The organism is Streptomyces sp. NPDC033136, from assembly GCF_055578235.1.
The window spans coordinates 297,823-310,428 of record NZ_JBVIPD010000002.1; the positions used below are offsets into that span (position 1 = coordinate 297,823).

Annotated in this window: 11 protein-coding genes and 1 pseudogene; 3 read left to right on the forward strand and 9 right to left on the reverse strand. The window is 73.2% G+C overall.

The window, feature by feature from the left end; all coding sequences use genetic code 11:
* Positions 1-37 precede the first annotated feature (37 nt).
* A complete protein-coding gene (locus tag ACZ5TL_RS04510) occupies positions 38-2,722 on the forward strand; it encodes an ATP-binding protein (protein WP_468587573.1) in 2,685 nt (894 codons plus the stop codon).
* 166 nt (positions 2,723-2,888) lie between these two features.
* Here the strand turns inward: ACZ5TL_RS04510 and ACZ5TL_RS04515 are convergent.
* The 8 genes and pseudogenes from ACZ5TL_RS04515 to ACZ5TL_RS04550 form a co-directional block, all read right to left on the reverse strand.
* A pseudogene (locus ACZ5TL_RS04515) lies at positions 2,889-3,059 on the reverse strand (SDR family NAD(P)-dependent oxidoreductase); the annotation flags it as partial.
* Positions 3,060-3,134: 75 nt separating this feature from the next.
* Positions 3,135-4,256, reverse strand: coding sequence for a bifunctional 3-oxoadipate enol-lactonase/4-carboxymuconolactone decarboxylase PcaDC (pcaDC, locus tag ACZ5TL_RS04520; RefSeq protein ID WP_468587575.1), 1,122 nt, complete (start codon positions 4,254-4,256; stop codon positions 3,135-3,137).
* Positions 4,253-5,548, reverse strand: a complete 1,296-nt coding sequence (pcaB, locus tag ACZ5TL_RS04525; protein WP_468587577.1) for a 3-carboxy-cis,cis-muconate cycloisomerase — start codon at positions 5,546-5,548, stop codon at positions 4,253-4,255. The genes pcaDC and pcaB overlap by 4 nt, the downstream gene beginning before the upstream one ends.
* Positions 5,545-6,150 carry a protocatechuate 3,4-dioxygenase subunit alpha gene (pcaG, locus tag ACZ5TL_RS04530; protein ID WP_468587579.1) on the reverse strand — a complete coding sequence of 202 codons (606 nt, stop codon included), beginning with the start codon at positions 6,148-6,150 and terminating at the stop codon, positions 5,545-5,547. Before pcaG ends, pcaB begins: the two co-directional genes overlap by 4 nt.
* Before the next feature lie 6 nt (positions 6,151-6,156).
* The gene (pcaH, locus tag ACZ5TL_RS04535) at positions 6,157-6,930 is read right to left on the reverse strand and encodes a protocatechuate 3,4-dioxygenase subunit beta (RefSeq protein ID WP_468587580.1); all 774 of its coding nucleotides are present in this window, start codon (positions 6,928-6,930) and stop codon (positions 6,157-6,159) included.
* A 17-nt stretch (positions 6,931-6,947) separates the two neighbouring features.
* On the reverse strand, positions 6,948-8,150 hold the full coding sequence (locus ACZ5TL_RS04540; RefSeq protein WP_468587582.1) for a thiolase family protein: 1,203 nt from the start codon (positions 8,148-8,150) through the stop codon (positions 6,948-6,950).
* Complete coding sequence (locus ACZ5TL_RS04545; protein WP_468587584.1) at positions 8,147-8,791, reverse strand: CoA transferase subunit B; 645 nt, start codon at positions 8,789-8,791, stop codon at positions 8,147-8,149. The genes ACZ5TL_RS04540 and ACZ5TL_RS04545 overlap by 4 nt, the downstream gene beginning before the upstream one ends.
* The gene (locus ACZ5TL_RS04550; RefSeq protein WP_468587586.1) at positions 8,791-9,546 is read right to left on the reverse strand and encodes a CoA transferase subunit A; all 756 of its coding nucleotides are present in this window, start codon (positions 9,544-9,546) and stop codon (positions 8,791-8,793) included. Before ACZ5TL_RS04550 ends, ACZ5TL_RS04545 begins: the two co-directional genes overlap by 1 nt.
* Positions 9,547-9,752: 206 nt before the next feature.
* Here ACZ5TL_RS04550 and ACZ5TL_RS04555 point away from each other — a divergent pair, with 206 nt between their 5' ends.
* Entirely contained in the window at positions 9,753-10,220 is a 468-nt protein-coding gene (locus ACZ5TL_RS04555) for a MarR family winged helix-turn-helix transcriptional regulator (RefSeq protein WP_468587588.1), read from the forward strand.
* A gap of 10 nt (positions 10,221-10,230) precedes the next feature.
* Here ACZ5TL_RS04555 and ACZ5TL_RS04560 read toward each other — a convergent pair whose 3' ends face one another.
* Entirely contained in the window at positions 10,231-11,226 is a 996-nt protein-coding gene (locus tag ACZ5TL_RS04560; protein WP_468587590.1) for a DUF3048 domain-containing protein, read from the reverse strand.
* 189 nt (positions 11,227-11,415) lie between these two features.
* Here ACZ5TL_RS04560 and ACZ5TL_RS04565 point away from each other — a divergent pair, with 189 nt between their 5' ends.
* Entirely contained in the window at positions 11,416-12,606 is a 1,191-nt protein-coding gene (locus tag ACZ5TL_RS04565; RefSeq protein WP_468587592.1) for a zinc-dependent alcohol dehydrogenase, read from the forward strand.

Sequence of the window (12,606 nt, forward strand, 5' to 3'; positions counted from 1 at the left end):
TCTGTACGTCATTCGGGCGACTTGGGGAGGTAGCGGGATGACGGAGGTACGGCCCACGGCCGGAGCCTCGGCTTCCCTGTGGGAGCGAGACGAGGAAGTCGCCGCCGTCGCACGGGCGGTCGGCAACCTGTGCGCCGACCGCTCCTCGTCCGGCGGACTACTGCTCTTCCGCGGCGAGGCCGGACTCGGAAAGACCGCGCTGCTGGCCGAAACCCGCCGCATCGCCGAGGCCCGCGGCTGCACGGTCTGGTCGGCCCGCGGCGGCGAGACCCTCAGGTCGGTCCCCTTCAACGTGGTACGGCAGTTGCTGCAGCCCGCGCTGGTGTCGATGCTGCCGGAGGAGGCCCGCGAGTACCTCGGCGACTGGTACGACATCGCCGGCCCCGCCCTCGGCATAGCGGACCCCGGCGAGCGGCAGGCCGACCCGCAGGGCGTGTGCGACGGCCTGGTCGCCGCCGTGCGCCGGCTCGCCCGCCGGGACTGGCCGCTCGTGCTGCTGATCGACGACGCCCACTGGGCCGACCAGGAGACCCTGCACTGGCTCGCGGGGCTCGCCCAGCGCCTCGACGAGATGTCCGTCCTGGTCGTCGTCACCCGCCGCCCGGACAAGGTTTCCGGCACGAGCGCCCGCCACCTCGACACCGTCGCCGCCGCCGCGGAGGGCCCCGTCACGACGCTGAGCGCCCTCACCCCGGCCGCGACCGCCGGCCTCACCCGCGCCACCCTCGGCACACACGCCGACGCCGCGTTCTGCCGCGAGGTCTGGGCCGTCACCGCCGGCAACCCCTACGACACCGTCGAACTCCTCGCCAAGGTGCGGGACAGCGAACTCGAACCGGTCGAGGCCCGGGCCGGGGAACTGCGCGAACTGAACCGCTCGGCCCGCGGCGGCGGCCTCGTCGCCCGCCTGGAGGAACTCGGCATCGACGCCACCAGGTTCGCCTGGGCAGCCGCCATCCTCGGCACCGGCATCTCCATCGACCTGGTCGCCAAGCTCGCCACCCTCGGACCCGGTGACGCCCGCCGCTGCGCGGAACTGCTGCGCACCGCCCGCATCCTCACCGCCCCCGACCCCGCGACCGGCCGCACCGCCGAGGGCGACCTGGAGTTCGTCCATCCCCTCATCGCCACCGCCGTCTACAACTCCATCCCCGACGCCCTGCGCACCGCCATGCACGGCATCGCCGCCCGCATCGTCACCGACGAGGGGCACGGCGCCGCGGCCGCCGCCCGCCACCTCCTCGAAGTCCACGCGGACGACGACGAGGAACTCGTCGGGCAACTGCGGGAGGCCGCCCGGGAGCACCTCGCCGTCGGTGCACCCGACGCCGCCCGCCGTTGCCTGGAACGCGCCCTGCGGGAACCGCCCCGGCCCGACACCCACCCGCAGGTGCTCTACGAACTGGCCGAGGCCACCTTCCTGACCGCGCCCGCCCGCACCATCGGCCATCTGCGGGCCGCGCTCGCCATGCCCGGCCTCGACGGCGACCAGCGGGTGGACGCCGTCTTCCGGCTCTCCCAGGCGCTCCTGCACAACGACCAGCTGGAGGAGGCCGTCCGCACGGTCGAGGCGGAGGCCGCCCGGCTCCGGCCCGGCCCCGCCCAAATGCGGCTCCACGCCGTGCACTTCATGTGGGAGTGCCTCCACGCCGGCGAGGCCACCTCACCCGACCGCTCCCGGCGGCTGGCCGACCTGGCGAGCACCTGCACCGGCCGGGACAACTCCGAACGCGCCCTGCTCATCCTGCGCGGCTTCGACGCCCTCATGCATGGCGAGAACGCCGAGGAGGTCGCCGAGCTGTGCGACCGCGCCCTCGTCAACGGCCGCCTGGCCCCGGGCCTCGGCTGGACCGACACCGAATGGGGCATCGAACTGCTGTTGATGCTCGCCAACGCGTACGCCTTCACCGACCGCCTCGACCGCGCCGAGACCCTCTACAACGAGGCCCTGCGCGCCTACGAGACGGCCGGCTGGAGCGGCGGCCACCTCGCCCTGGCCCACGCCTACGTCGGGCTCGGCCACCGCAGGCGCGGCCGTCTGAAGGAGGCGGAGGCGTCCCTGCGGGAGTCGCTGCGCCTCGCCGAACGCGTCGGCCGCGGCCTGCCCCTGTACTGGTCCGCGACGTGCAACCTCGTCGACACGCTGCTCGCCCGCGGCCACGTCGACAAGGCCTGGGACGTCGCCGAACGGTACGGCTTCGCCCCGCCCTACCCCTCCACCATCGTCCTGCCGGACCCACGCTCGGTGCGCGGCCGGCTGCTGCTGGCCGTCGGTCGCACCAAGGACGGCATCAACGAACTGGAAGCCGCCGAGAAGGCCGCTGCGGCACGCGGCCACCACAACCCCGTGCTCGTCCCCTGGGCCACCGACCTCGCCCGCGCCCTCAGCACCGAGGACCCGGCCCGGGCCGCCCGGCTCGCCGTGGACGTCCGCCGCCAGGCCGAGCGCTTCGGCACGGACACCGCCATAGGGGAGGCCCTGCGCTGCGCCGCCGCCCTGGAGACCGGCCAGCGCGCGGTCCGGCTGCACGCCCAGGCCGTCACCTATCTGGAGGCCTCGCCCTGCCAGTACGAGCACGCGGCGGCCCGCATCGAGTACGGCATCGCCGCCCGCTCGGCGAGCGACCTCGACCGCGGCCTGGACCTGGCGGTCTCGTGCGGGGCGGACGGACTGGTGGCGCGGGCACGTGCCGAACTGGCGTCCGGAGCCGGGCTGCGGTAGCCCACCGGTGCCTCAGGCGCGCACCAGCTGATCGGTCACCGCGGCCGGCCGCGCCCGCACCCCCCGGCTCGTACGCCGCCTCGTGGGCCCGTGCCGGACGCGTCCCGTCGAATTACCGGCCGCTGCCCGAGTCCCGCGTGGCCAGGGCCAGCACGCCGGGCGCCCCGTCGGCGACGAACGCCTCGGCGTCCCCCTCGGTGCGCAGTTCCTCGGCCAGCCGCTCGGTGCGGCCCGCGTCCCGGCCGTGGACGAGGACGACATGCCCCGACCGGACCAGTTCGAAGGCGACGTACCGGCCGGGACCCGAGGTGGCGCCCGTGATCAGGATGGTGGACATGCTCCCACCGTAGGCACGCCGTGCGGCCCGGGCGAGCCACCGCCGAGGCTGGGACCAGCAGGGCCACCCTCCCGTTCACCCTCCCGTGGAGTCCTCCTCGGCCAGCACCCGCTGGGCCGTCGCGAACGCCGAGTTCGCCGCCGGCACCCCGCAGTACACCGCCGTCTGCAGCAGCACCGCGCCGATCTCCTCCGGGGTGAGCCCGTTGCGGCGCGCCGCCCGGACGTGCATGGCCAGCTCGTCGTAGTGGCCGTGCGCGACCAGCGCGGTGAGGGTGATCATGCTGCGCTCGCGGCGCGACAGCGTCGGGTCGGTCCAGATCTCGCCCCAGGCGTAGCGCGAGATGAAGTCCTGGAAGCGGGCGGTGAAGGGCGTCTGACGGGCCTGTGCCCGGTCGACGTGCGCGTCGCCGAGCACCTCCCGCCGCACGGCCATGCCCCTGAGCGCGTCCTGGCCGAGGTGGGCCCGCAGCGCGGTCAGTACCGCCTTCGGGCACTGTGCGGGTGCCAGATGTGAGGCGCCCGGGATCTCCACTAGCGTCGCGCCCGGCACCGCGTCGGCGATCTCACGCAGATGCGCGGGCGGCGTCGCCGGGTCCTCACGGCCGGCGACCAGCAGGGCCGGCACCCTGATCTCGGCCATCCGGTCCCGCAGATCGAACGCGGCGAGCGCGTCACAGCAGGCGGCGTACGCCTCCGGGTCGGCCTCCCGGTGGTCCCGCACCAGCCGCGGCACGGTGAAACCGGATGTGAACCAGCGCGCCTGCGCGCTCTCCGCCAGCCCGGCCAGCCCCTCGCGCCGAACCAGCGCGGCCCGCTCCTCCCACGGACCGGACCCGTTGAAGTGCGCCGACGAGCAGATCACGGCCAGCGACGACAGCCGCTGCGGATGGTGCACCGCGAGATGCAGCCCCACGGCCCCGCCCAGCGACACCCCCGCGTACGCGAACCGCTCGATCCCGAGCGAGTCGGCGAGCGCAAGCACCAGCCCGGCGAGGTCACCGACCGTCGCGCCCGCCCGGACGAGACCGGCCGCCGAACCGCCGTGCCCCGGCAGGTCCCAGCGGACGACCCGGTGAGTGATCGACAGCTCGGGCGCCACCTCGTCCCACAGGGCGTACGACGTGCCGAGCGAGGGGCCGAGCAGCAGGGGCGGCGCGGAGGCGGGCCCTTCGACACGGTGGTTCAGGAGGGTCAACGTCGCTCCAGGGCACGGTCGGTGAGGGCGCCGGCGGAGCCCGTGTAGTGGGTGGGATCGAGGTCGGCGTCCGCCAGCTCGGGTGCCTCGGCGAGCGGGCGGCCCTCCGAGGCCAGCCGGGTGAGCAGTTCCTTGGCACGGGCGCGGCCCAGCACGGGGGCGAGTTCGGCGGACAGCCGCTCGGAGACGATCAACCCCCCCGTGAGGTCAAGGTGTTCGCGCATGACGTCGGCCCTGACCCGCAGTCCCTCGGCCAGCCCGACGGCGTCGCGGGCGGCCCCGCCCACCAGCCGCAGCAGGTCCCGCAGCGGCTCCCACTCCGCGTGCCAGGCCCCGGCCGGCCGCTCGTCCTCCGCCGCCATCGACCCGTACAGCGTGGCCGCGAGCTGTGGTGCCCGCCGCGCGGCGGAGGCGATGAGGGTGCTGCGCACGGGGTTGGACTTGTGCGGCATCGCGGACGACCCCCCGCCCCTGCCCTCCACGACCTCGGCGATCTCGGTGCGCGACAGCGTCAGCACGTCCACGGCGACCTTGCCCAGCGCGCCCGCCGTGAAGGCGAGACACCCGGCGAGATCGGCGATGGGCGTCCGCAGGGTGTGCCAGGGCAACTCCGGTGCCCGGAGTCCTAGTTCGCGCGCGAATGCCGCCGGCAGCGCCGTCGGATCGCTCGCGCCGTACGCGCCGAAGGCGGCCAACGTACCGGCGGCCCCGCCGAGTTGGACGGGCAAGGACTCTCGTACGATCTGCACCCGGTCCCGCGCGTCGAGCACCAGTGACCGCCATCCGGCGGCCTTCAGCCCGAAGGTCGTCGGCACCGCGTGCTGGGTGAGCGTCCGCCCCGGCATCGCCGTGTCACGGTGCTCGGCGGCCGGCCGCGCCAGGGCCGCCGCGGTCCGGCCGAGGTCGGCGAGGACCAGGTCCAGCGTCCGCGCGGCGGCCAGCATGACCGCGGTGTCCAGGATGTCCTGGCTCGTCGCGCCCCGGTGGACGTAGGGGCCGTACGCCTCGCCCACGGCCTCCGTCAGATCCGCGACCAGGGGGATGACCGGGTTGCCGCCCGCGCGGGCGCGTTCGGCGAGGGACCGTACGTCGAAGGCGCCGGTCCCGGCCGCCTCGGTCACCGCCGTCGCTGCCTCGGCCGGGACGAGCCCGGATGCCGCCTGGGCCCGGGTCAGCGCGGCCTCCGCGTCGAGCAGCGCCCGCAGATACGCGTGGTCGCTCGTGGCGGTCGCGGCCGCCGAGGCTGCCCACCCGGGGGCGAGCAGGCCGGGATCGTCGTGGGGAGCTGTCACTGGAACTCCAGGAAGACCGTCTCGCCTTCGCCCTGAAGGCGGATGTCGAAACGGTACGTGCCGTCACCCTCCACGGCGGCGATCAGCGTGTCGCGGCGGGCGTCCTCAAGCCGGGACAGCAGCGGATCGGCGGCGAGGGCCGCCGCGTCGCCCGGCAGGTAGATCCGGGTGTACAGGTGCACGAGCAGCCCGCGCGCGAAGACGCACACGCTGAGGTACGGGGCGCTCCGCCCCCGCGCACCGGGCCGCAGGGTGCGCGCGTACCAGTGGCCGTCGGTATCGGTCTGGATGCGCCCCCAGCCCGTGAACTCCACGCCGTTGCGCCCGAGGAAGCCGCCCGAGGCCGGGTCGCGCCGCATCGAGCCGTCGGCGGTCGGCAGGTTGCCGTCGGGGTCCGGGCCCCACAGTTCGATCAGGGCGTCGGGCAGCGGACCGCCCTCGCCGTCGGTGACGTAGCCGTGCACGGTGACCGTCTCCGGGTGCCCGAGGGGCGCGATGTCCTCGCCGCCGCGGAACGGCAGGGCGTGGCCGTAGAAGGGGCCCACGGTGTGCGAGGGGGTGGGCAGCACGCTCTCCGGCAGGGCGGTGTCGATCTTCGTCATGGCAGGTCAGCGCCCTTCTTCGATCCAGGTGGCCATCGGGCCGTCCAGCACGATGTCCCAGTGGTAGCCCATCGAGAACTCCGGCACCGACAGGCTGTGGTCGTACGTCGCGACCAGCCGCTGCCGGGCCGCGTCGTCCGTCACGGACTGGATGATCGGGTCGTAGGGGAACAGCGGGTCGCTCGGGAAGTACATCTGCGTCACGAGCCGCTGGGTGAACGCCGTGCCGAAGAGGGAGAAGTGGATGTGCGCGGGCCGCCAGGCGTTGAGGTGCTGGCTCCACGGGTACGGGCCCGGCTGGACGGTGGTGAAGTGGTAGTGGCCCTCGGCGTCGGTGAGCGTGCGGCCCACACCCGTGAAGTTCGGATCCAGCGGCGCGTCGTGCTGCTCGCGCTGGTGGGCGTAGCGGCCCGCCGAGTTGGCCTGCCAGATCTCCACGAGCTGACCGCGGACCGGACGGCCGTCGCGGTCCAGCAGCCGGCCGGAGACGGTGATGCGCTCACCGATCGGCTCGCCGGCGTGCTGCCGGGTGAGGTCGTTGTCGATCTCGGTGATGTCCCGCTCCCCGAAGGCCGGGGAAGCCAGTTCCACCAGTTCCGGATCCTTGCTGACGTCGATGGGGACGGGCGGCTGCTTGGGGTGGCGGAGCACCGAGGAGCGGTAGGGCGCGTAGTCGCGGCGCGGCTGATGCTCGACGGGCCCCCCGTCGGCGAGCCGCTTCTCGTACGCGGCGTGCCGCGCCGCGATCTCCTGATCGATGTCGTGCTGGGTGAGAGTCATGGTGATCCTGCGTTTCGTCAGCGTTCGAGGACGAGGGCGAGACCTTGGCCCACCCCGATGCACAGCGTGGCGACACCGACGCCGGTGCCGCGCCGGGCCAGTTGATGAGCGACGGTGCCGGCGAGCCGGGCTCCGGACGCCCCCAGCGGATGGCCGAGGGCGATCGCACCGCCCTGCGGATTGAGGATCGCCGGGTCGAACTCGGGCCACTCGGCCACACACCCCAGCACCTGCGCGGCGAACGCCTCGTTCAGCTCCAGCACGGACAGGTCGCCGAACCCCTTGCCCGCCTTGGCCAGTGCCCGGCCCACGGCCTCGACGGGGGCGAGTCCGAAGTAGTGCGGGTCGGTCGCGGAGACACCCGACGCGCGGACGCGGGCGAGCGGCTCGCGACCGGTCGCCCTCAGCCCCTCCTCGTCGACGAGCAGCAGCGCCGCCGCACCGTCGTTCAACGGCGAGGCGTTGCCCGCGGTCACCGTCCCGCCCTCCGGACGGAACGACGGCTTCAGCCTGGCCATCGCCGCCAGGGAGGCGTCCGAGCGGACGCTCTCGTCGGCGGCGACGACCACCGGGTCGCCCTTGCGCCGGGGAATCGTCACCGGCGTCAGCTCGACGTCGAACAGGCCCTGTCGCTGGGCGGCCGCGGCCTTCTCGTGACTGAGCAGCGCGAACTCGTCCTGCCGCTCCCGGCCGATCCTGTGCTTGTCCGCGATGAGTTCCGCGCTCTCGCCCAGCGGAATGGTCCACTGCGGTTCCATCCGCGGATTGACCATGCGCCAGCCGAGGGTCGTGGAGTACAGCTCGGTGTGCCCGGCCGGGAAGGGCTTGTCGCTCTTGGGCAGCACGTAGGGCGCCCGGGTCATCGACTCGACACCGCCCGCCAGCGCGATCGAGGCGTCGCCGAGCGCGATCGCCCGGGCCGCCTGGACCACGGCCTCCAGCCCGGACGCGCACAGCCGGTTGACGGTCACGCCCGGCACGGAGGTGGGCAGGCCCGCGAGCAGGGCGGCCATGCGGCCGACGTTGCGGTTCTCCTCTCCGGCGCCGTTGGCGTTGCCGAGGTACACGTCCTCGATCCGGGCCGGGTCCAGCTCCGGCGTACGGGCGAGGAGTTCACGGATGGCGTGCGCGGCCAGGTCGTCCGGGCGGACCGGGGCCAGTGAGCCGTTGTAGCGGCCGATCGGCGTGCGGACCGCGTCGACGATGTAGACGTCCCTCACTTCACGCCCTCCGGCACGGTCAGTTCGGCGTCCGTCTTCGCGACGATCTCCTCGGCCGTCACGCCCGGCGCCGTCTCCACCAGTACGAGTCCGTCGTCGGTGACGTCGAGGACGCCGAGGTCGGTGATGATCCGGTTCACGCACCTCGTGCCGGTCAGCGGCAGGGCGCACTCGGCGAGGATCTTCGGGGAGCCGTCCTTGGCGGTGTGCGTCATGACGACCACGACCGTACGGGCGCCGTGCACCAGGTCCATCGCCCCGCCGATGCCGGTGACCAGCTTGCCCGGGACGGCCCAGTTGGCCAGGTCGCCCCGCTCGGAGACCTGCATGGCGCCGAGCACGGCCACATCGATGTGCCCGCCCCGGATCATCGAGAAGGACAGCGCCGAGTCGAAGAAGGACGCCCCGGGCAGGACCGTCACCGTCTCCTTCCCGGCGTTGATCAGGTCCGGGTCGACGGTGTCCTCGGTGGGGTAGGGGCCGGTGCCCAGGATGCCGTTCTCGGATTCGAGGACGACTTCGACGCCCTCGGGGAGGTGGTTGGGGATGAGTGTGGGCAGGCCGATGCCGAGGTTGACGTACTGGCCGTCCCTCAGCTCCCGCGCCGCCCGGGCGGCCATCTCCTCGCGCGTCCAGGCCATCAGGACCTCACCGTCCGCTGCTCGATCTTCTTGTCCGCCGCCTGCTGAGGGGTGAGTGCGAGCACCCGCTGCACGAAGATGCCGGGCAGGTGCACCGCGTCCGGGTCGATCTCTCCGGGCTCCACCAGTTCCTCCACCTCGGCGACCGTGATCCGCCCGGCCATCGCGGCCAGCGGGTTGAAGTTCCGGGAGGACTTGTTGAAGACCAGGTTGCCGTGCCGGTCGCCCTTCGCGGCCCTGACCAGGGCGAAGTCGGTGCGGATGCCCCGTTCCAGCACGTACGGGGTGCCGTCGAAGTCCCGGACCTCCTTCGGCGGCGAGGTGAGTGCGACCCCGCCCTGACCGTCGTAGCGCCAGGGCAGCCCGCCGTCGGCGACCTGGGTGCCCACCCCGGCCGGGGTGTAGAAGGCGGGGATCCCGGCGCCACCGGCCCGCAGCCGCTCGGCCAGCGTGCCCTGCGGGATCAGCTCGACCTCTATCTCCCCGGCCAGGTACTGCCGGGCGAACTCCTTGTTGCCACCGATGTAGGAGCCCGTGACCCGGGCGATCCGGCCGGCGGTGAGCAGGACCGCCAGGCCCGACTCCATCGCCCCGCAGTTGTTCGAGATCACCGAGAGCCCGGCCACGCCGCGCTCGTGGAGCGCCTGGATCAGCGCGTTCGGCACACCGCTCAGCCCGAAACCGCCCACCGCGAGCGACGCGCCGTCCGGCACGTCGGCCACCGCCTCCAGGGCTGTGGCGACCACCTTGTCCATCCGAGAGGCCCCATCTCTTCCGAGTGACCCGACCATATTAATCAGGGCACTGAGTAATGCTGCGAGCTGTCCCTCACGCTGCCATCGGGACAGTGGGGCGTCAAGACCTCGGCATATGCGTCTGTGATTACCTGCGCGGACCGCAGACGGCTCCGCATCGGTCGACTATTGTTCAGTGCACCGACGAAAACGACCGAGGGGTGCACATGGCGGCCGCGGACCTCACCACCCACCCCGGGCACCTGGCCCGGCGGCTCCAGCAGGCGCACTACCTGCTGTGGAACACGATGGTCTCCGAGGAGATCACCTCGCCCCAGTTCGCGGTCCTGAACACGCTCGTCGACGAGCCGGGCCTGGACCAGCGCACGGTGGGGGAGCGGGTCGGGCTCGACCGGTCCACCATCGCCGAGGTGATCAGCCGGCTGAGCCGGCGCGGGCTGCTCGACAAGGTCCGCGACCCACAGGACGGCCGCCGTTCCCTGCTGCGCCTGACGGACGAGGGCGTGCGCACGCATCGCAGGCTGAGCGTGCGCACCGCCCGGATGAACCAGGTCTTCCTCGCCCCGCTCACCGCCGACGAGCGGACGGTGTTCTTCGATCTCATCCGGCGGGTGGCGGACGCGGCCGAGGGGCTGCGCAACCCCGAGGAGTCCCTGGCCGTGAACCGTGAGTGACACGGGCCGGTCAGGACGCCTCGGCGTACACCACCCACACCTGGCCCTTCGCGAAGTTCACCGGCGAGCCGTCACCGGTGGTGAACGCCGTGCCGTCCGCGGCGCTCTCCCGCTCCCAGTTCACGTCCCAGGCCCGTCCGTCGCGCAGCACCTTCGCCTTACCCGAGCCGACCGTCTCGGTGTACGGCGTGTTGTTGCCGAGGAAGTCCTGGAAGGCGGACTCGCGCACCTTCACGTACTGCACGACGACCGTCGCGGGCGCCATCCGCTGCCCGTCGGCCGTCGTCGCGGGGCTGCCGTCCATGCCGACCAGCCAGCGGTCGCGGGAGTCCGACCAGGTGAAGGTGAAACGGGCCGCCGGGTAGCGCACCGTCTGCGCGTCCGTCGCCGTGCCGCCGCCGGGGGCGGAGCCGTAGCGGAAACCGGTGGTCAGCGCGAGCTGGCCCGGGGCCTCGGACACGAGCCGCTCGGGCCGTAGGTAGAGGTTGTGGGGGGCGGGCTTGCCGCCGCTCCGGAAGTAGGCGTCGGCGGCGTTCGCCGGCGTCCGGGCCCGCAGCGGCGCCTCGTCGATCAGCGGCAGGAGCTTCTTCTGCGCACCGGAGAAGGCGAGCGTGGGACGGTCGAACTGGCGCAGCAGCTCCAGATCCGACTCGCGGGCGCTGCGCACCGGGCCGACCGTCTCCGGGAGCTCGGTGGCGTACAGCGCCATCAGCCGGCTCAGTCCGCCCTCGACCTGCTCGACGTACACCACGTCCGCGGCGTCGACACCGGTGTGGGGACGGGCCGCGCTCGCGTTGTCGATCTTGACGGCGAGCACCGAGGGGCCGGTCGCCGTGGGTGAGGCGCCCCGCTCCGACTCTCGCGACGACCCCCGTCCGTCGTCGGTGGTACCGCCCCCGTTCGTGCAGCCCGCCGCCAGGGCGGCCGTCGCCGTGACGGCCAGCAGCGCCGCCGTCGTCGCGGTGCGCCGTCCGCGCGCCCCTCGTCCCTTGCCCACCGTCGCCATCGCACCTCATGTCGTCGATCTGTCTCGATTGTGCGCTTATCTGAACATCGATGGCCATAGTTGATTGATTTTGCCGCGTGGGTGTCTCCACGGCGTCCGTCGATCGGCTCAAGGTTCAGCGCGGGACCCAGGGGTACCCGGGCCACGCCGACCGACCGACGCGCACGCTGACGGAGGGAGCGCGAGGCGATGAGGGCAGTGACCTGGCAGGGCAAGCGGGACGTGCGGGTGGAGAACGTGCCCGATCCGGAGATCCAGGAGCCGACGGACGCGATCATCCGCATCACCTCCACCGGGCTGTGCGGGTCCGATCTGCACCTGTACGAAGTGCTCACCCCGTTCATGACCCCGGGAGACATCCTCGGCCACGAACCGATGGGCATCGTCGAGGAGGTCGGCGCCGGCGTCCCGGACCTCCAGGCCGGCGACCGGGTCGTGGTGCCGTTCCAGATCGCGTGCGGCACCTGCTGGATGTGCCTCACCGGCCTGCCCACCCAGTGCGAGACCACCCAGGTCCACGGCGAGGGCATGGGTGCCGCCCTGTTCGGCTACACCCGTCTGTACGGTGCGGTGCCGGGGGCCCAGGCCGAGTACCTGCGGGTCCCGCAGGCGCAGTTCGGCCCGATCAAGGTCCCTCAGGGCCCGGCCGACGACCGTTTCGTCTACCTCTCCGACGTCCTGCCCACCGCCTGGCAGGCGGTCGCCTACGCCGACGTCCCGCAGGGCGGCAGCATCGCCGTGCTCGGCCTCGGGCCCATCGGCGACATGGCCTGCCGCATCGCCCAGGCGCGCGGCGCGGGGCGGGTGTTCGGTGTGGACCTGGTCCCCGAACGGCTGAGCCGGGCCCGCGCGCGGGGCGTGGAGACGTACGACCTCAGGTCCTTCGACGACGAGAAGGAACTCGTCGCCGCGATCCGCGACGAGACCGACGGACGCGGGCCCGACGCCGTGATCGACGCCGTCGGCACGGAGGCCCACGGCAGCGCGGCGGCCCGCCTGGTGCAGAACACCGCCGCCCTGCTGCCGCGCAAGCTGAGCGGCCCGATGGCCGAGCGCTTCAGCGTCGACCGGCTCGCCGCGCTGTACACCGCCATCGACCTGGTGCGCCGCGGCGGCACCATCTCGCTGTCCGGGGTCTACGGCGGCACGGCGGACCCGCTGCCGCTGCTCACCCTGTTCGACAAGCAGGTCCAGCTGCGGATGGGCCAGGCCAACGTCCGCCGCTGGAGCGACGACATCATCCCGTACCTGACCGACGAGGACCCCCTCGGCGTGGACGACTTCGCCACCCACCGGGTGCCGCTGTCGCAGGCGCCGCACGCCTACGAGATGTTCCAGCGCAAACAGGACGGCGCCGTCAAGGTGCTGATGCAGCCCTGA